Below are 18,908 nucleotides of genomic sequence, written 5' to 3' on the forward strand. Positions count from 1 at the left end.
GGGGCGCCCCCGCGCGCCGCGTCGGCCGCTCACGGGGCCGACGGGCCTCCTGTGGCCCTGCCCGCCCCGACGTGGACCCGCTCACAGCGCCGCCCTGGATTCCCACGAGCACCCGGGCGTCACTAGGATGGACGGGCATCCGCTCCCCCGTGGAGCCCGGGTCCGACCGCCGCAGCCCGCCGCGACGGCGTCCCGGACATTCCGGCGACAACCGATGCTTCCGCGGCCCATCCCCTCGCGCGCCAGGAGGTTCCAGCACCCGTGAGCGCTCCCGCACGGCGCGGCTCCAGAACCCGGAGCCGCACCCCACGCCCGACGCCGCGCCCCGTCGCCTATCACGACGACGCGCCGCGCGAGGGCACGCGCGTCTTCTCCGACGGCTCCGTCGCTCCCGTGCTGCGCACGTCCTTCGACGTCAGCGCCTACACCATCGAGGTGCCCGGGAAGATCGACGTCGACGCCGAGGAGATCGCGCGCACCGCCCGGGAACTCACCGCGGATCCGCACGGCATCGAGGCCCGCGACCTCGAGGACCTCCGGCGCGACCTGGCGTTCCTCCACTCCCTGGAGTCGACAGCGCTCACCGAGACCCGCACGATGTACAGCTCGTGGACGGCGAACGAGGCCCGCATCACCGCGTTCCTGGCCAGTTGGCTGTGGGAGCGCCACTGGTGGGCGCACGCCCTCCAGGAGATCCTCGAGGCCCTGCCCGGCGGCGGGCACGACGCCGACCGGCTCCACCTCCCGCATCCGCGCCTTCCGCACCCTCATCTCCCCCACGCCGCCGCCGCGCTGCGCCACGCGTACGTCGAGCGCGCGCTGCCGATCGTCGGCCCGGGATGGACCTGGCTGGCCGGCGAGAAGGTCACCGCCGGCCACATGGCGCGCATGGCGATCCAGGAGGGCGGGCTGCGGGCGGCCGTCGACGCCCTCCTCCCCCGCGCCGCGCAGGTGCCCGAGGCGGGTCGCGTGCTCGGCGAGCTGCTCGCGCGCCGCACCCGCACCATGGAGTTCTTCCGCCTCGAGGCGATCGCCCGGATCACGCGCTCGCGCGGCGAGGCGATCGCCGCCCGCGCGGTCCTCGCCGTCGGCGGCGACCCGATGCGGCCGGCCGGACAGCACCTGCCGGGCGAGGAGACGGTGCTTCCCAGCATCTTCCGGCGCGCCTCCGACCGCGCCGCCCTGCGCTCGGCCCGCTTCGAGATCACGCGCCTGCTCCCCGGGCCCGACCTGCACGGTCTGCTCGGCCCGGCCCGCGCGATCCGTCGCGGGGTCGGACGTGCCGGCGGCGTCGTCGCCCACGCGGGCGGCGTCGTGGCGCAGGCGGGCGGCGCCGTCGCCCACGCGGGCGGTGCCGCGGCGCAGAAGGGCGCCGGGATCGTGCAGCAGGGCGTCGGACGAGCGGACGGAGGAGCCGATGGCATTCGACCTTGAGAAGTTCGCGGAGACCTCCGAGCCCGTGGGCTGGGACGACCTCGACTTCGACACCTTCGAGACCCAGCCGCTGGACGAGCCCACCCTGCGCTCCCTGCGCTACATGTGCGACGTCGAGTACCACACCTCCTGCTACCTGCGGGACATGCTGGTCACGCCCTCGCGGCGCGAGCACGCCACCGGCGGCTTCATGACCGTGTGGAACCGCGAGGAGTTCTGGCACGGCGAGGCCCTCGCCGCCGTCCTCCAGCGCCACGGGATCGTCGTCGACTACGACGAACTGAAGTCCAAGCGCGTCAAGCTAGGCTGGACCCAGGCGCTCAGCCCCCTCAAGCAGTCCGCGCTCTCCAACCTCGCGGGCACCGACTTCGTGGCCGTCCACATGACCTGGGGCGCCGCGAACGAGCTCTCGGCCGTCGCCGCCTACCGTCGGCTCTCCGCGATGACCGACCACCCCGCCCTCAGTCCCCTGCTCAAGCGCATCGCCCAGCAGGAGACCCGGCACGTCGCCTTCTACACCACGCAAGGCCGCGAGCGCCTCGAGGCCTCCAAGAAGGCGCGCCTGGCCACCCGCCTGGCGCTCTCGAAGGCGTGGCGGCCGGTCGGCTCCGGCGTCATGAGCGACGACGAGGTCGTGCACGTCATGGGCCACCTCTTCGGCGGCCGCGGCGAGGAGCTCGACGCCCTCGACAAGAAGATCCAGAAGCTCCCCGGCCTGGACGACCTCACCATCTTCCGCAACGCCTTCGGACGGATGGGCATCGCGATCTGACCGGTGGTGGGCCCGCGGGAGGGCCCGGTCGCCGCAGGATCGCCGCGGGGGTCCGCCGCTGCTGCCTGGGGAGTCGTCATTGCCGGCGCCGAGCGCGGTCGGTGCGCAGCATGGTCGGCGGCCAGCATGGTCGGCACCCGGCATGGTCGGCGGCCGGCATGGTCGGCGGCCGGCATGGTCGGCGGCCGGCATGGTCGGCGGCCGGCATGGTCGGCGGCCGGCATGGAGCGGCGTATGCGGGACATCTCTGCCGTATATGGCAGAGATGTCCCGCATACGCCGCTCGGCGACAGCAATGCGATGGGGCGCGCCCCGGATGAACCCGGTGCGCGGCTGTGCGGCTGTGCGCTGCTCGCGCCGCTAGCCGCTGGCCGCTCGCCGCTGGCCGTCGGTCCTCCCCATACCCGCTTCGTCCACATCAGGGCTGTCCCGCCCCCGCACCCGGGACGCTGCTGGTGGCATCGCCCCATGAAGATCCCCGGAGTCATCCGCAAGTCCCGGCTCCCGGGCATCGAGCCGGACCCGAACGTTCGGCGCCGACTGCTGCGCGACGGCGCCATGCGCTCCGCGGGCCAGTGGTACGTGACGCCCGAGGCACCGGACGACCTCGTCGCGCTGCTCGAGATGGACATGCGTCCCACCTGTCTGGACGCGGCGGCGCTGCATGGCCTCTGGGTCCCCGTCGGGCACGGCGTCCATGCGTTCTGTCCGCGGGTCACGTCGGCTCCCGCATCCCCGCCGATGTTGACGCAGATCCGCCGCAGGATCGATCCGAGGACCGGGCGACTCACCCCACCTGCGCAGCCCGGACCCGGCGAACCCCGGCGCCCGCTGGAGCCGCTGATCCTGCACCGGCCCAGCCTGCGCACCTGGCCGGACGACGACCCGGTCCCTGACATCACCCTCACGCTCGAGCACGCGGCCCGATGCCTGACGACCCTCGATGTCGCCATCCTCATCGAGTCCGCGCTCAACAAGGACGTGCTCAGCCGGCGACAGCTCGACGACCTACTGGCCGGACTCCCCCGCAAGAAGAGCACGTCGCTCGGCCGGGTCCGATCGGACGCCCAGTCCGGCACCGAGACGGCTGTGCGCTGGTGGCTCGAGCAGCGCCACGTGCCCGTCCGCACGCAGGTGCGCGTGCTGCCCGGGATACGCGTCGACATCCTCATCGGCACGAATTGGGTGATCGAGTGCGACAGCAAGCGTTTCCACGACGACCCCGAGCAGTACCGTGAGGATCGTCGGCGCGACCTGGCCCTCGCCGCTCTCGGCTACAAGGTCACACGGCTGACCTGGGAGCAGGTGTTCCTCACCTGGGACAGGACCTCTGCCGTGCTCATGACGCTTCTCCAGCGCCGTCTGCATCGCAGGGCCCTGCCGGTGTGACGGACAGGTTCGCGCTCGATCGAGCTGTGCGGGGCCCGCACCTCGGCAAGGCCGCGTCCCCGTCAGGGCCCGGCGAAGACAGCGCACGGCTGCGTCACGGCCCCGGCTGCGACAGCGCGGCGCGGGCTGCGACAGCGCGGCGGGGCGGGTGTCGTGGAACGGCGTATGCGGGCTCTCTCTGCCATATTTGGCAGAGAGAGCCCGCATACGCCGTTCGCCGACATCGACGAATCCACAGCAGTCGACCCGCACACGCCCCACGACGGGGCCGGCCGCCCCACGTCAGGAACGGCCGCCCCACGGCGGGACCTCTCCCGCTCAGCGACGGAAGCGGTTCCGGATCCTGCGCAGCGGACCGCCGCGTCCCGACGAGCGTCGGGCTCCGGCCGACCCGGACTCCGCGCGACTCTCATCTGCGCCGCCACGGCCGGCGGCGTGCGCACCGCTCTCCCCTGAGGGAGCCGTGTGCGCGGGGCCGGGAGCCCGGTGCGAGTTGGCCGAGGTGTCGGAACCGGACGACGCGTCGGCGCTCGGCGAGGCGCCGTCGGTCGCCCCCTCCGGCGACGTGCCGTCGGCCGCCTTCTCCGGCGAGGTGCCGTTGGCCGCCCCGTCCGGCGACGTGCCGTCGGCCGCCTTCTCCGGCGAGGTGCCGTTGGCCGCCCCGTCCGGCGCGGTGCCGGCGGGCGCCTCGGCCGGCGAGGCCGGGGAGACCGGCACAGATGCCGAGTCCCCTGCCGCAGGGACGCCGGCCGACCGGGTGGACGTCGCCCGAGCCGAGGCCGCAGTATCGGCCGCCGCCGCAGGATCATCCGTCGCGGTGCCCGAACCGGACGACGGGGACTCAGGACCCGACGAGCCCGACGCCGCGCCCGACGCCGCGGGTGCAGCCGCCGCGGCCGCCGCCCGCTCGCCGAGCTCCTTGGACTGCGCCTCGCGCTTGGCCTGGGCCTCGCGCTCCGCCGTCTCGCGACGATCGCGCTCGGCGGCCTCGCGACGCAGGCGGCGGCGCTCGCCCGGGCCCTCGGTGAGCCGGTAGAGCACCGGCACGATCACCAGGGTGAGCAGGGTCGAGGTGACCAGGCCGCCGATGACGACCACGGCCAGCGGCTGGGAGATGAAGCCGCCCTTGCCGGTGATGCCGAAGGCCATCGGCAGCAGCGCGAAGATCGTCGCCGCCGCGGTCATGAGGATCGGCCGCAGACGCTTGGCGGCGCCCACATGGATCGCCTCGTCCAGGGCCATGCCCCCGCGCCGGTACTGGTTGACCAGGTCGATGAGCACGATCGCGTTGGTGACCACGATGCCGACCAGCATCAGCAGGCCGATCATCGAGGGCAGCCCCAGCGGGACGCCGGTGAGGACCAGCAGACCCAGCGCGCCGGTCGCCGCGAACGGGATCGACACCAGCAGCACGAGCGGCTGCACGAGGGACTTGAAGATCCACACGAGCAGCACGTACACCAGCAGGATCGCCGCGAGCATCGCGATGCCCAGCTGGCCGAACGTCTCGTCGATGTCCGAGGCCGAGCCGCCGAGCGATGCCTTCACGCCGCTGGGCAGGTCCGCGTCGTCGATCGCCTTCTGCGCCGCCTGGGAGACCGCGCCGACGTTGTCGCTCGAGGTCGGGGCGAGGGAGACGGTGACCGTCTCGACGTTGTCCTGCGTCGCGATCGACGGCCGGGACTCCTCCTCGCTGACCTTCGCGACGTCGGTGAGCGGCAGACCCTCGGCGAGGTCGAGGTCCTTGAGCTTCGTGAGCGTGGTGACGTCGTCCTTCTGCTCGACGTAGATGTCGAGGTCCTCGTCGTCCAGGGTGATGGTGCCGACGGAGCCGGGGTTCATCTTCTGGGCGACCAGGCCGACGACGGCCTGCTCGGTGAGGCCCTTCTCGGCGGCCTTCTTGCGGTCGACGGTCACCACGGCGGTGGGCTGGTCGCCCTCGAGGTCGCTCGTGACCTCCTTGACGCCGCTCGGGGCCGGGTCGAGCTGGTCGAGGATGGCGTCGTTCGCCTTCTTGCGGTCCTCGGCCGTCGGCCCCGTGATCTGGATGTCCACGGTGCTGGAGCCCGTCGCCGAGGTCATGTCGGCCGCCTCGACGTCCCCGGGATCGGGGAGGTCCTGCAGGGTGCGGACCATCTTCGTCTGCAGCGCCTGCTGGTCGGAGTCGGCGTCGGTGGTGATCGAGAAGCTGATCTCGTTCTCCCCGCCGCCTCCGGCGCTGAAGCCGCCGCCGTCGCCGCCGGAGCCGATCGTGGTCTGCACGGTCTCGACGCCGTCGAGGTCCATGAGGGCCTTCTCGGAGTCCTTCGCCTTCTTCGAGGAGTCCGCCAGGCTCGTCCCGGCCGGCAGGGTCTGAGTGATCGAGGCGATGTTCTGCCCCGTGTCGCCGAGGAAGTTGATCTTCAGCAGCGGCGTGAGGAACACGGTGCCCACGAGCACGAGGATCGCGACGGCGACCGTGATCAGGCGCCGCGGCAGCGAGTCCAGGGTCAGACGCAGCACGGGCGCGTAGAGGCGGTGGAGCCAGGTGCGCTCCTCGCGCGCCTCGGCGGCCTCGCGTACCTTCGCGACCTGCGCCTCGTCGTCCGGATCATCCGGCACCGGCTGCTTCTTGGGCGGGCGCAGGAACCAGTACGCGAGCACCGGCACGATCGTGAGCGCGACCAGCAGCGAGCTGAGCATCGCGATCGCGACGGTGAGTGCGAAGGGCCGGAACAGCTCCCCGGCCATGCCGGCGACGATCGCGATCGGCAGAAACACCACCACGGTCGCGAGCGTCGAGGCGGTGATCGCGCCCGCGACCTCCTTGACGGCGTCCAGGATGGCCCGTCTGCGGGTCTTGCCGTAGGCCAGATGTCTGGTGATGTTCTCGATGACCACGATCGAGTCGTCGACCACGCGGCCGATGGAGATCGTGAGCGCCGCCAGGGTCAGCATGTTCAGCGTGTAGCCCGTGACGAGCATGCCGATGAACGCGATGAGAAGCGAGGTCGGGATCGAGATCGCGGTGACGAGCGTCGGACGCAGGCGCCGCAGGAACAGCAGGATCACGCCGACGGCCATGACCAGACCCAGCAGACCCTCCTCGGCGAGGGACACGATCGACTCGCGGATGAACGGCGCCTGGTCGAAGACCACGTCGCTCTTCGCGTCGCCGCCGACCTCGGCCAGAGTGCTGTCGAGCTTGGAGGAGACGTCCTTGGAGATGTCCACGACGTTGCCGTCCGAGGTCGCGGTCACCATCATCACGAGCGACTCGCGGCCGTTGGTGCGGGAGATCGAGGTGGGATCCTCGGTGGTCTCCTCGACCTTCGCGACGTCGCCCAGGGTGCTGACCTCCTGCTGACCCTGCTGGCCGGCCTGGCCCGACTGGCCCTGCTGACCCCACTGGCCCTGCTGGCCTGTCTGGTCCTGGCCCGACTGGCCCTGGTCGGTCGCGGCGCCCTGGTCGGCGCCCGCCTGGCCCTGCTGGCCCGCCTGACCCTGCTGGCCCGCCTGGCCTGCGGCGTCGCCGCCGGACGCGCCGCCGCTCGACCCGTCGGCCGATCCGCCGGAGGCACCGGAGGAGTCCGACGAGCCGGAGGACCCGCCCTGCGAAGCGGGCATGACGACCATGCCCTTGAGGTCGTCGATGCTGGTCATCTCCTGGCCGATGACCACGTCGATGCTCTGCTTCTTGTCGGTCACGCTGCCGCCGGGCAGGGAGAGGCCGTTCGCGTCGAGCACCGTGGAGATGTCGTCGTCGGTGAGGCCGCGCTTCTTCATCTCGTCCTCGTCGGGCGTGATGCGCACGATCTTCTCGGGCGCGCCGATCACGGCGACGGAGGAGACGCCGTCCACGCGCTCGAGCTCCGGGGTGACGCTCGTGTCGAGGCGATCGGCGAGCTCGGACGGGTTCAGATCGGAGGAGACCGACAGCACCACGGCCGGCAGGTCGCTCGTGCCGCCGGAGATGACCTGCGGGTCCGCGCCCTCGGGCAGCTGGTCGTCGATGCGTCCGATCGCGGCGTCGACCTGGTTGGTCGCGCGTGCGGTGTCGGTGCCGTAGGTGAGCTCGACGGTCACCACCGAGACGCCCGCCTGGGAGGACGAGGAGGTCTTCTCGACGTCCTCGATGCCGGTGACCGCCTGTTCGACGGGCTTGCTGATCTGCTTCTGCACCTGCTCCGAGGAGGCCCCCGGCGAGGTGGTCATCACCTGGATCTGCGGGAGCGAGACGGAGGGGATCAGCTCCTGGCGCATGGTCGTCATCGCGAAGATCCCGATGATCGAGACGGCGATGCAGACCAGCGCGATGAACGGACGATTGTTCAGGCTGAGCTTGGCCAGACGGTTCATGAGTCTCCTGGGCCGATGGGCCGGGACGGTCGAGCGGGGCGTGCGGACACGGCCGACGCGGGGCGGCCATCCTCGGGCATTCGACCACAGGTCGGACATCACGAGCATCAGCCGAAGGTCGGAGCATCGGGTGTGATCCGCGCCCCGCCCGTCGGCCGCCCGGCCCCTGGCACGATGGATCCGTGCCCGACCCCTCACCAGATCTTCCGCCCGACTCCTCCTCCGCCTCCTCGCGCAACTCCTCCCCCGCGCGGCCGCCCGAGCCCTCCCCCGCGGCGGCGCGGCGCTCCGTCGACCGCGAGATCCTGCGCCTCGCACTGCCCTCGCTGGGCGCGCTCATCGCCGAGCCGCTGTTCGTCATCACCGACTCCGCGTTCATCGCGCGGGTCTCGACGACGTCGCTGGCCGGGCTCGGGCTCGCCTCGACCGTGCTGACGACGGTCGTCGGACTCTCCGTGTTCCTCGCCTACTCGACGACCGCGGCGGTCGCGCGGGCCGTCGGCGCCGGGCGCATGCGCGAGGCCATCGCCCGCGGGGTCGACGCCGCGTGGCTCGCCCTGATGATCGGCGCGGGCTGCCTGCTCCTGCTGATGGTCGGCGGCCCGGTGCTGCTCCCGCTGTTCGGGGCGGGGGCCGACGTCACCGCCGAGGCCGCCGTCTACCTGCGGATCTCCGCGCTCGGCCTGCCTGCGATGCTCTCGGTGCAGGCGACCACGGGCCTGATCCGAGGACTCCAGGACGCGCGTCTCCCGCTCGTCGTGGCCGTGGGCGGAGCGCTGCTGAACATCCCCCTGAACGCCGCGCTGATCTTCGGCCTGGGCATGGGGATCGCCGGCAGCGCGACGGGCACGGTGATCAGCCAGTGGCTGATGGCCGGCGTGCTGCTGGGCGTGGTGGTGCGCCATGCGCGGCGCGAGGGCGTGGCGCTGCGGCCGCACCTGGGCTCGGTCGCCGCGACCGGCCGCGAGTCCTTCCCGATGCTCGTGCGCACCCTGAGCCTGCGCATCGTCACGCTCGTCACCGTGCTCGTCGCGGCGCGGCTCGGCGCTGTCCAACTGGCCGCGCACCAGCTCGCGAGCACCGTCTTCATGCTGCTGTCCCTCGCGCTCGACGCCCTGGCGATCGCGGGCCAGGCCCTCACCGGCAGGCACCTGGGCGCGGCCGACACCACGACGGTCCACGCCGTGACCAGCCGCCTCACCCGGTGGGGTGTGGGCGGCGGGGCCGTGGTGGGCGTGGTGCTGCTCGCGGCGAGCTACGTGGTGCCCTCCTGGTTCAGCCCCGACCCGGCCGTGCAGGAGAGCCTGCGCGCGGCGCTGTGGGTGCTGGTCGTCGCCCAGCCCGTCGCCGGCTACGTGTTCGTGCTCGACGGCGTCCTCATGGGCGCGGGCGACGCCCCTTACCTGGCCCGCGCGGGGATGCTCACGATGCTCGCCGTGATGCCCGGCGCGATCGTCGTCTGGTTCTGGGCGCCGGCGGGCCCGCTGGGCCTGGCCGCCCTCTGGGTCGCCACGAACCTGCTGTTCATGGTCGCCCGCGCCGTCGCCCTCGGGGTCCGCGTGCGCGGGGACGCCTGGATGCGCGCGGGAGCGTAGGGCGGCACGGATCCGGCGCGGACGCGCACGGTGCGCGGCGCGCACCGAGGACCCCGCCGTGCCCCACGTGCCCTGCGGGATCACGCGACGATGACCAGGATCTATGACAGGAACGGGCGGCGGATTCAAGGGGTCATCGCAACAGGTACTCCTGGATCATCTCGTATGGCGTGGCGAAGGCCAACCGTTTGCGGGGGCGTCGGTTCAGGAGGTCGGCGATGTAGTCCAGATCTTCTTGACTGTGGATCGAGAGATCGGTGCCCTTGGGGAAGTACTGGCGGAGAAGCCCGTTGGTGTTCTCGTTCGTCGCGCGCTGCCACGGTGAGTGAGGGTCTGCGAAATACACGTCGATGCCCGTCATATTCGTGACTTGACGATGCTGGTGCATCTCCTTGCCTTGGTCCCACGTCAATGTTGCTCTCAGCGTGTCCGGGAGAGCGGCGAGTTTTTCGATCAATCCATCGCGGGTCGCTTCGACTCGTGACTTGGTGGGGTCCAGATGCACCAGGATCACGTAGTTCGAACGTCTCTCGACCACGGTCCCGATCGCCGAGGCCCCGTTCTTGCCCACGATCAGATCGCCTTCCCAATGCCCGGGAACACTGCGGTCCAGCGCCTCGGCCGGCCGCTCCCAGATCGAGACCATGTCCTTGATCCGCCCCCGGCGCCTCTGCGCGCTGCGGCGGGGATGTCTGACTGTGCGTCCGGTGCGGGTCAGCGCCTTCAGCTCGCGCTTGAGACCACCTCTGGCCTGCAGGTAGATGGTCCGGTAGACCGTCTCGTGGCTCACGTGGAACCTCGGGTCGTCGGGATGCTCACGGCGCAAGCGTCCCACGACCTGCTCGGGCGAGTGGCCCTCGTCGAGGCCGTGTTGGACCGCAGCGTGGAGGACCGGGTCGGAAGGGATCTTCAGTTCCTTCGCACGGCGGCGCTTCTCAAAGGCGTCACGTCGAGCGCGTGAGGGTGCGTACTCGCCCCGAGTTCCTTTTGCCGAGCCCCGCCGCACTTCACGCGAAATCGTGGACGGGGCCCGGTCCAGGACCTTCGCGATATATCGGATCGAGCGTCCCTCGATGAGGAGTTCCTTGATCCTGAACCGCTCTCCATCGGTGATATAGCGATCAGGATCCTTCCACCGAGCCGGAGCAATACCGGCCGTGGCCCGGACATACAGAGCCAACGTGGCATGGCTCGTATCGATCTCGTCGGCGATATCCCGCAGTGCTAGCCCCATAGAACGAGCATGCCAGAACCGCTCGATCTTCCAACGAGGCCCCATCTCGAACCCAGGCCTCCCACGACCAACCACAACACCCTCCTCACGTCGAGTGTTGCGACCACCCCTAGAACCCGCGGGCCGTTCCTGTCATAGATCCTGGTCATCGTCAGGCGCAGGGGCCGGGGTCGACGGACCGACGGGCCGACGGACAGACGAGCCGACGGGCCGGCGGCCTGCGGGCCGACGGACCGCGGGGGCTCAGTACTCGCTGTACTGGACGGAGAGCTTCCCGTCGTCGTCCACGGTGACCGCGCCCGAGACCGTGATCGAGCTGTCGCTCGTCTCGTCGGTCGGCTTCTCGTCGTCCAGGAACGGCTCCTGCTTGTATGAGTAGACGGCGGAGCCGGAGTCCTCGTACCCGGTCGAGAAGTACCAGCCGTCCTCCTTCTCGACGGTGACCGTCGGGTAGTCCTCGATCTTCCACGAGCCGGAGTCGTCCACCTGGTCGTACACGTACGCCTCGAAGGGGCAGTCCTCGGGAGCGGCGTCCTTGCTCGTGGCGCACTCGTCGATCCTGGCGTTCACCTGCTTCTGGACCTCCTTCTGACCTTCCTCGGAGAGCTGGTAGAAGGGGCTCGCGTAGGTGTCCTCGTCGCCGCTCGGCTCGACGAGCACCGGCACCTCGCTGTCCGTCACGGTGACGAGATCGGAGGCGGCGGGCAGCGACACGGTGTACGTGCCGGGCAGCGCCGGCAGGTCCACGTAGCCCGGCGACAGGTCCAGGTCGGAGACGTCGACCTCCTGATCGTTCACGAGGATCGTGGACGTGCCCTGGTCGACCACGAGCCGGAGCGTCGAGTACTCGACGGCGCCCAGCCGCCACGACGGGAAGACGACGGCGGAGCGGCCCGCGCGCTCGACCGTGAAGGTCCGCTCGCTGGTGACGCCGTCCTGCGTGATGCGTGCGGTGACCTGCGCGGATCCGTCGTCCTGCCGGTCGGTGGCCGTGATCTCGTGGGAGTCCGGACGCTGCGCCGCCGCGCCTGCGATCTCATCGGTCAGCAGCACCTGCTGAGCGGTGGGCACGTTCGCGGGCGCCAGCTCGGACGCCTGCGAGGCCGAGCCGTCCTCGAGGGCGGAGAGGTAGGCGTCCACGCTCTTCTCCGGTGCGTAGACGGTCCGGGCGATCACGTTGTACGCGATGACGAGGCCGACGACCAGGACGCAGATCGCGCCGGCTCCGGCGAACCCGGCGATGAGGCGGCGCCGCGCCTTCTTCGAGAGCGGGCGTCGTTCCTGGGTCCCGGGCGCCGATCCCGACATGTCCACGGTCGTCGCGCCGCCGGCGGCGGCACCGCCGGCGAGGCCGGTCGCTGCACCAGCGGCGAGCTTGGTCGCTGCACCACCGCCGAGCGCGGCACTCCCGAACGGGGCGCCGGCCGGAACACCGGTCGGGGCACCGGTCGCGGTTCCCTCGGCGACTCCCGTCGCCGGGCTGCCGGGGCCGTTGGCGCCGGCAGACGCGTCGGCAGGCGCCAGGGGCCGGCGGAACCAGGAGAGCGCGCGGCGCGGCAGAACGGGGACCAGCAGCGGGGCGAAGAACCGCGAGAAAACCTCGACGATCACCCCGGCCAGCAGCGCGAGGAACGGCGTCCACCAGGCGAGGCCGACGGAGCCGGACATCTGCTCGCCGCCGCCGAAGAATCCGCCCTCCACACCGACGGACACGGAGACCCGTGCCAGCACGAGCAGCACGATCCCGCCGGCGAAGTAGACCACAGGGAGCGCGGCCCAGGAGACGACGAGGGCGATGATGTTCCCGGGCACGATGCGCCGGCCGTGGTTCCACGGCAGCGAGACCACCAGCAGCACGCCGATCCCCACCAGGATCGTGATCAGCCACGCGTACCAGGGCAGGTCGAAGACCGTAGCGCGGCCTGTGAAGCTCGAGGACGGCAGGAACTCGCCGAGGAGGTCGGGAGCGTTCGCCTTCGCCGTGAGCGAGGACAGCAGCGGCAGCCCGGTGAGCGCCGCGATCATCTGGCCGCCGAGCAGCGGCAGCAGGAGCACGAGCACGAAGACCGGCGGCTGCTCCCCGTCCGCGAGCGCCTGGATCGTGGTGCCGATGGCGCCGAGGACCCCGAGTGCGATGCCGATGACGAGCGCGTGGACGACGGCGAGCTTCGCAGCGGCCGGCAGGTCCGCGACCAGCGGCCACCAGGCCCAGCGTGCGCGCCGGCTCATCCGGCCGAGCCCGATCGCGAGGGTGATCAGCAGCAGCGAGCCGAAGAACGCATCGAAGCCCGCGGCGTGCACACGCAGGGAGAAGCCCTCGTCGAGCGGGACGGGCTGGGCGAGGACGAGGGCCGCGAGCACCGTGAACAGTGCGGTGGCGATGCCCGTGATCAGCGCGCTGACCCAGATGCCGAGGAGCCCCGTGCTGCGTCCGCGCTGGACGAAGCGGCCTCCGTAGAAGGCCAGCAGCACCATCACGAGCGTGACGACGAACGGGAGCAGCCGCACGGAGGCCCGCAGGGCGACCCCCTCGAACTCCGCGTGCGTCCCCCAGGAGCCGAAGGATGCCATCGCGACCAGCTGGAACGGCATGCGCACGATCATCGCGATCCCGCTCAGCGCGCCCTCGGGGTCGATGCCCGCGGAGTCCAGCTCGTCGCCGACCTCCCCGGTGCCCGCGGCTCCCACAGCCATCGCCGCCGCCGAGAGCAGCACCGCGACCAGCGAGGTGAGGAGCGCGCCGACATAGGCGACGCCGCCCACCGCGAGCGACCGCAGGGGGCTCTCCAGCCCCGCTCCCCGCAGCGTCGCGACCACCTGCTCCGTGCTCATCGACGGCGAGGCAGTCGGCATCGCCTGCGGCCCGGCGGCCGCGGGCGATTCCTGGCCCGGGGCCGACGGCGACCCCTGGGCGGGGGCCGCGGGCGACTCCTGCCCGGGCGCCGCTCCGACGGGTGAGGCGGGTGCCGGCGATCCGGCGGAGGCCGAGGCCTGCTGCTGGTCGGTGCCCGCCGGGCCGTCGGCGGACCGGGTCGGGTCCTGCCCGTACGAGCCGTACGAGCCGTACGAATAGTCGGTGGTGCGCTGCTCGCCCTCGGGCGGGTTCGCGGCGGTGTGCTCAGGCGGCTGCGCGGACGGCGTCGTGCCGTCGGGCGCGGACGTGCCGTCATCGGGCGTCGTCATCGGAAGGTCCCCTCGTGCTGATCCGTGGTGTGCAGGATCGGATCCCGCCCGCACCGCTCGCGCCCACCATGAGGAGCCGATGATCAGGGTCCGTGCGGGAGATCTTCACCCTGTTCTCAGATTAGCCCCGCCCACCCACAGATCCAGGGAAATCCCGACGTGCGGACGCCCGATTTCCGGGCGCCCAATCCCGGGGCGCACGAATTCCGGGCACCCGATCTCCCGGCGCTCGATCTTCGGGCGACCGCATATCGGACGCTCGATCTTCGGGCGACCGCGCGGCCCGCCCCGTCAGCCGACCGGCAGACCCGCTCCCTCCCGCGCCGCCCGCTCGCGGACAGTGCGCGCGGCCTCGACGAGGTGCCGGAGGCTCTCGGTGGTCTCCTCGTAGCCGCGGGTCTTGAGCCCGCAGTCGGGGTTCGCCCACAGCCGCCCCTCCCCCACGCGGTCGAGCGCGGCCGAGAGCTGGGAGCGGATCTCCTCGGTGGCGGGCACGCGCGGGGAGTGGATGTCCCAGACGCCCGGGCCGATGCCGCGGGAGAAGCGCTCGGGGTCGAGGGCCTCGAGGATCTCGCCGCGCGACCGGGCGGCCTCGATGCTGGTGACGTCGGCCCCCAGGGCGTCGATCGCGTCGACGACCTCGTTGAACTCCGAGTAGCAGAGGTGGGTGTGGATCTGGGTGGCGTCGGCCGCGCCGGAGGTGGCGAGGCGGAAGGAGTCGACGGACCAGCGCAGGTAGTCGTCCTGGTCGGAGGCGCGCAGCGGCAGCAGCTCGCGCAGCGCGGGCTCGTCGACCTGGACGATGCCGATGCCGGCCGCCTCGAGGTCCGTGATCTCGTCGCGCAGCGCGAGGGCGACCTGGTCGGCGGTCTCGCCGAGGCTCTGGTCGTCGCGCACGAACGACCAGGCGAGGATCGTCACGGGACCGGTGAGCATGCCCTTGACCGGCTTGTCGGTGAGCGACTGGGCGAAGGTCGACCAGCCCACGGTGATCGGCGCGGGACGCGACACGTCGCCGAAGAGGATCGACGGGCGCGTGCAGCGCGAGCCGTAGGACTGCACCCAGCCGTGCGCGGTGGTCGCGAAGCCGTCGAGGTGCTCGGCGAAGTACTGGACCATGTCGTTGCGCTCGGGCTCGCCGTGCACCAGGACGTCCAGGCCCAGCTCCTCCTGCAGCGCGACGACGCGGCGGATCTCCTCGCGCATCGCCTGCTCGTAGGCGGCGTCGTCGATGCGCCCGGCACGGTGGTCGGCGCGTGCCCTGCGCACGCCCGCGACCTGCGGGAAGGAGCCGATGGTGGTGGTCGGCAGCACGGGCAGGCCGAGCCGCGACTGCTGGGCGGCGCCGCGCACCTCGAAGGCGGAGCGCTCGAGGTCAGCCGCGGTCAGGCCCGCGGTGCGCTCGCGCACATCGTTGCGGCGCACGCCCGCGAAATCGCGGGGCACGGAGCGGGGCCCGTCGACGGAGCCGGGGACGACGGTGGAGCCCGCGAGGGCCACGATCTCGGCGATCTTCTCGTCGGCGAAGGCGAGGGTCGCCCGCAGGTCGGCGGGCAGATCGGTCTCGCGCTCGAGGGTGTGCGGGACGTGCTGGAGGGACACCGAGGTCGAGACGACGACGGCGCCGGGGTCCCCGCCGGCCTCGGCCACGCGCTCGCGCAGCAGGGCGAGACGGGCAGCGGCCGTGGGCAGCTCTGTGCGCCACACGGAGCGGCCCTCGACGAGGCCGGCGGCGATCACGGTGCGGCCGACGCCCGCGAGCTGCGTGGCGCTCGGGATCTCGCCGCGCGTGAGGTCGAGGTGGACGGCCTCGACGCCCGTGGCGATCAGGCCGGGCAGCAGGTCGCCGATGCCGCCGTAAGGGGTGGTGACGAGGATCTGCGGACGGTCCTCGGCCGACGCCAGGCGGCCCTCGGCGCGCTCGAGCAGCGCGGCGAGGCCCTGCGGGTCGATGCGCTGGTCGGCGGCGAGCGCGGGCTCGTCGAGCTGCACCCAGGTCGCGCCTGCCTCGTGGAGGCGGGCCAGCAGCTCGGCGTAGACGGCGACGACGTCGTCCAGGCGGTCCAGCGGGTCGAAGCCCGCCGGTGCGCCGTCCTGCGCCTTGGCGAGCAGGAGCAGGGTCAGGGGGCCGACGAGGACCGGTCGCGCGGCGGCGTCGGCACCGCCCTCGAGGCTCTCGCGGAACAGGTCGATGACCTGGGTCGATGCGATGTGCAGGTCGGTGTCGGGGCCGATCTCCGGGACCAGGTAGTGGTAGTTCGTGTCGAACCACTTGGTCATCTCGAGCGGCGGCTGCTCGGCCGTGCCGCGGGCCAGGGCGAAGTACCCGTCGAGGTCGATCGTCCCGTCGGCCGAGCTCGCGCCGTCGGCCCCGAGGACGTCGGCGAAGCGGTCCGGGACGATGCCGACGGCGAGCGCGGCGTCGAGCACCTGGTCGTAGAGGGAGAACGTCTCGGGGATCGCGGCGGGGCCGGTGAGGCCGAGCTCGGCGAGGCGGGCGCGGGTCTCGTCGCGCAGCGCGCGGGTGCGCCGTGCGAACTCGGCGCGGTCGATGCGACCGGACCAGTAGGCCTCCTCGGCCTTCTTGAGCTCGCGGTCGGGGCCGATGCGCGGGTAGCCGACGGGCGTCGCGGCGGGCAGCGGGGCGCGGGCGGCCGCCGGGGTGCGGGGAGCGTTCGGGGTGCGGGGAGCGTTCGTCATCGGGCATCTCCAGTGGTCGGGTCGATTGTGGTCGGGCCGGGTGCGTTCGGGCCGGATGTGGTCGGGGAGGGTGCGGTCGGGTCGGACCAGCGGTCCAGGTCGAGGGACTCGAGCACGTCGAGGGACTCGGCGTGGCGGTTGAAGGTGAACAGGTGCAGTCCGGGGGCGCCGGCGTCCAGGACCCGGGTGATGAGGTCGACCGTCCAGCGCACGCCGATGCGCCGCTGCTCGGACTCGTCGCGCGCGGTCTCCAAGGAGTGCATGAGGTCGCGCGGGAGCGGCACGCCGGAGAGCTCGCCGAGGCGCTCGAGCCGGCGCGGGTTCGTGGCGGGCACGAAGCCGGGGATCACGGGCATCCGCAGGCCGGCGTCGCGGGTCTTCGCGATCAGCGCGCAGTACTCGGCGGGGTCGAAGAAGACCTGCGTGATCGCGAAGTCCGCGCCCGCGCGCTCCTTGGACAGCAGCACCTCCAGATCGTGCTGGGAGGTGGGCGACTCGGGGTGGCGGTGCGGGTAGGCGGCCACGCCCACGCTCACGCGTCCGCCGGCCAGAGCCGCCGTGCGCTCGCGCTCGACCTCGCGGATGAGGTCCACGAGCGGACGGGCGAAGGGGATCTCGTCGTCCTCGAGGTCGTGCCCCTCCTCCTGGTCCCCGCGCAGGGCGAGGATGCCGCGCACCCCGCGGTCCAGGAGGGCCTCGACGACGGTGCGCAGCTCGGCCCGGCTCGAGCCGATCGAGGTCACGTGCACGAGGGGCCGCAGATCGGTCTCGCGCAGCACGTGGTCGGTGAGCTCGAGGACGCGCGCGAGGTTCCGCTGGCCGGTGCGGCTGGTGACGGAGACGTAGTCGGGCGCGGTGGTCTCGAGCTGGGCGATGGTGTCGCGCAGTCGCTCGAAGGTGGTGTCGGTGCGCGCCGGGAACAGCTCGTAGCTGAGCGCGGGCCTTCGACGGGATGCCACCGTGCGCTCGAGCTCGGGCAGGGTCGTGGGCGCTGTCATGCCCGGGAAGCTACGGGAGGGAGCGGGCGGCCCCGAAGGACGGTGACCGTGTGTGAACCCGGTCTCACGGAAGGCCTGGTGAGCGGGCCGGTCAGTCCTTCTGCGAGGCCGCGCGGCGGAGGACTGTGAACGCAGGCTTCGGGCTGCCGTCCTCCTGCAGGATCCCGAACCCGCTGCCGTCGGTGGAGCGGAGCTCGTAGAAGAAGGAGGCCAGCAGCGCGGGATCGTCGAGGACCTTCACGTACCGCGCGTACGCGTCCGCCTGGTCCGCCTCGTCGAACCGGTCGTCACCCGTGGGCAGGCCGATCTCGCCGATCATCATCGAGGCGCCGTACCGATCGGCCAGCCGCTTCGCGCGGGCCGGCAGGGCGTCGAGCGCCGCGGCGTCCAGGTCGGGATACGCGTCGACGGTCAGCACGTCCAGGCTCGGCGCGATGACGTCGAAGATCTCCCTCCAGCGGCGCTCCCGGGCGTCGTCCACCGGGTATCCGTACAGGTTCGTCGTCACCCGTCCGTGGGGCGCGTGCCGGTGCAGGGCCGCCTGCGCGTCGCCGAGGGCGCGCGCGAGGAAGTCGAGGTAGTCGGCCGTCGCCTCGCCGTCGAGCGGCTCGGTGGAGCGGGGATCCCAGCCGTCGGGCTCGTTGAAGACCTGCCACACGTACGACTGGTCGCCGACCGCTCGGGCGATGGCGTCCCAGTACTCGCGCATGCGCCGCAGGAACACGGACTCGTCGACATCGTCGCCCGTGCGCGCGTCCACGAGCAGCAGGCAGACCTGGAGTCCGCGCTTCCGCGCATCGGAGACGTCGCGCGCGAGCGCCTCGAGCCCTTTCTCGTCCATCTCCACGGGATTCTCCGCGTCGCCCCACGAGCGCAGCACGGACTCGGTGTCGACGCCGAAGCGGACCCAGCCCAGCCCGAGCTCGGTCGCGAGATCGAGCTCGCGCGCCATGCCCAGCCCGCCGTCGCGGGAACCGGCGATCGTGACGCCGAACCGGCCCAGCGGCGCGGCGGGCTCCGCGCGGGCCGAGCCCGAGGCCGTCAGGAGCACCCCGGCCCCCACGGCCGCCGCGCCCACGACCCGTCGCCTCGAGGGGAGCGCGCCCGGAAGGGCCGCGCCGACGTCGGTGTCGATGTCGGCGCCGACAGGGGCCTGACCAGGCGAGCTCCTGGGGGTCATGGTCCGATCCGGGACGCGGCGATCACGAAAGCGAGCACCGTTCCAGGATAGACGGGCGGGCGGATCGCGGCCGGGGCCGTCCGGC

General features: G+C 72.2%; 10 protein-coding genes. 4 read left to right on the plus strand and 6 right to left on the minus strand.

Annotated features, from left to right (window positions below; translation table 11 throughout):
- Positions 1-261: 261 nt before the first annotated feature.
- The 3 genes from Bra3105_RS09440 to Bra3105_RS09450 all read left to right on the plus strand — a co-directional run bounded on the left by Bra3105_RS09440 (position 262) and on the right by Bra3105_RS09450 (position 3,595).
- Positions 262-1,434 (plus strand): hypothetical protein, encoded by a 1,173-nt coding sequence (locus tag Bra3105_RS09440; RefSeq protein WP_228356468.1) that lies wholly within the window; start codon positions 262-264, stop codon positions 1,432-1,434.
- Positions 1,418-2,206, plus strand: coding sequence for a ferritin-like domain-containing protein (locus Bra3105_RS09445; protein WP_152353709.1), 789 nt, complete (start codon positions 1,418-1,420; stop codon positions 2,204-2,206). Before Bra3105_RS09440 ends, Bra3105_RS09445 begins: the two co-directional genes overlap by 17 nt.
- A 468-nt stretch (positions 2,207-2,674) precedes the next feature.
- Positions 2,675-3,595 (plus strand): endonuclease domain-containing protein, encoded by a 921-nt coding sequence (locus Bra3105_RS09450; protein WP_228356469.1) that lies wholly within the window; start codon positions 2,675-2,677, stop codon positions 3,593-3,595.
- Between the two features lie 318 nt (positions 3,596-3,913).
- Here the strand turns inward: Bra3105_RS09450 and Bra3105_RS09455 are convergent, their stop codons facing one another.
- Positions 3,914-7,933 (minus strand): efflux RND transporter permease subunit, encoded by a 4,020-nt coding sequence (locus Bra3105_RS09455; protein WP_228356470.1) that lies wholly within the window; start codon positions 7,931-7,933, stop codon positions 3,914-3,916.
- A gap of 182 nt (positions 7,934-8,115) precedes the next feature.
- Between Bra3105_RS09455 and Bra3105_RS09460 the strand changes: the two genes are divergently transcribed.
- A complete protein-coding gene (locus Bra3105_RS09460; protein ID WP_323188809.1) occupies positions 8,116-9,528 on the plus strand; it encodes an MATE family efflux transporter in 1,413 nt (470 codons plus the stop codon).
- A gap of 133 nt (positions 9,529-9,661) precedes the next feature.
- Here Bra3105_RS09460 and Bra3105_RS09465 read toward each other — a convergent pair whose 3' ends face one another.
- The 5 genes from Bra3105_RS09465 to Bra3105_RS09485 all read right to left on the minus strand — a co-directional run bounded on the left by Bra3105_RS09465 (position 9,662) and on the right by Bra3105_RS09485 (position 18,823).
- Complete coding sequence (locus Bra3105_RS09465; RefSeq protein WP_228356471.1) at positions 9,662-10,762, minus strand: IS30 family transposase; 1,101 nt, start codon at positions 10,760-10,762, stop codon at positions 9,662-9,664.
- A 243-nt stretch (positions 10,763-11,005) separates the two neighbouring features.
- On the minus strand, positions 11,006-13,945 hold the full coding sequence (locus Bra3105_RS09470; RefSeq protein ID WP_228356472.1) for a YML083C domain-containing protein: 2,940 nt from the start codon (positions 13,943-13,945) through the stop codon (positions 11,006-11,008).
- 291 nt (positions 13,946-14,236) lie between these two features.
- Positions 14,237-16,645 (minus strand): 5-methyltetrahydropteroyltriglutamate--homocysteine S-methyltransferase, encoded by a 2,409-nt coding sequence (gene metE / locus Bra3105_RS09475; RefSeq protein ID WP_228356473.1) that lies wholly within the window; start codon positions 16,643-16,645, stop codon positions 14,237-14,239.
- Positions 16,642-17,643, minus strand: a complete 1,002-nt coding sequence (locus Bra3105_RS09480; protein WP_228356474.1) for a methylenetetrahydrofolate reductase — start codon at positions 17,641-17,643, stop codon at positions 16,642-16,644. The genes metE and Bra3105_RS09480 overlap by 4 nt, the downstream gene beginning before the upstream one ends.
- Before the next feature lie 91 nt (positions 17,644-17,734).
- Complete coding sequence (locus Bra3105_RS09485) at positions 17,735-18,823, minus strand: glycoside hydrolase 5 family protein (RefSeq protein ID WP_228356475.1); 1,089 nt, start codon at positions 18,821-18,823, stop codon at positions 17,735-17,737.
- Between the last annotated feature and the right edge of the window lie 85 nt (positions 18,824-18,908).

This window comes from Brachybacterium halotolerans subsp. kimchii (assembly GCF_020792675.1).
In the GTDB taxonomy this organism is placed as follows: Bacteria; Actinomycetota; Actinomycetes; order Actinomycetales; family Dermabacteraceae; genus Brachybacterium; species Brachybacterium halotolerans.

Coding starts and splice junctions, on each gene's coding strand:
- Bra3105_RS09445 (WP_152353709.1), top strand. CDS start 1,418: ATGGCATTCGACCTTGAGAAGTTCGCGGAGACCTCCGAGCCCGTGGGC.
- Bra3105_RS09450 (WP_228356469.1), top strand. CDS start 2,675: ATGAAGATCCCCGGAGTCATCCGCAAGTCCCGGCTCCCGGGCATCGAG.
- Bra3105_RS09455 (WP_228356470.1), bottom strand. CDS start 7,933: ATGAACCGTCTGGCCAAGCTCAGCCTGAACAATCGTCCGTTCATCGCG.
- Bra3105_RS09465 (WP_228356471.1), bottom strand. CDS start 10,762: ATGGGGCTAGCACTGCGGGATATCGCCGACGAGATCGATACGAGCCAT.
- Bra3105_RS09470 (WP_228356472.1), bottom strand. CDS start 13,945: ATGACGACGCCCGATGACGGCACGTCCGCGCCCGACGGCACGACGCCG.
- metE (WP_228356473.1), bottom strand. CDS start 16,645: ATGACGAACGCTCCCCGCACCCCGAACGCTCCCCGCACCCCGGCGGCC.
- Bra3105_RS09480 (WP_228356474.1), bottom strand. CDS start 17,643: ATGACAGCGCCCACGACCCTGCCCGAGCTCGAGCGCACGGTGGCATCC.
- Bra3105_RS09485 (WP_228356475.1), bottom strand. CDS start 18,823: ATGACCCCCAGGAGCTCGCCTGGTCAGGCCCCTGTCGGCGCCGACATC.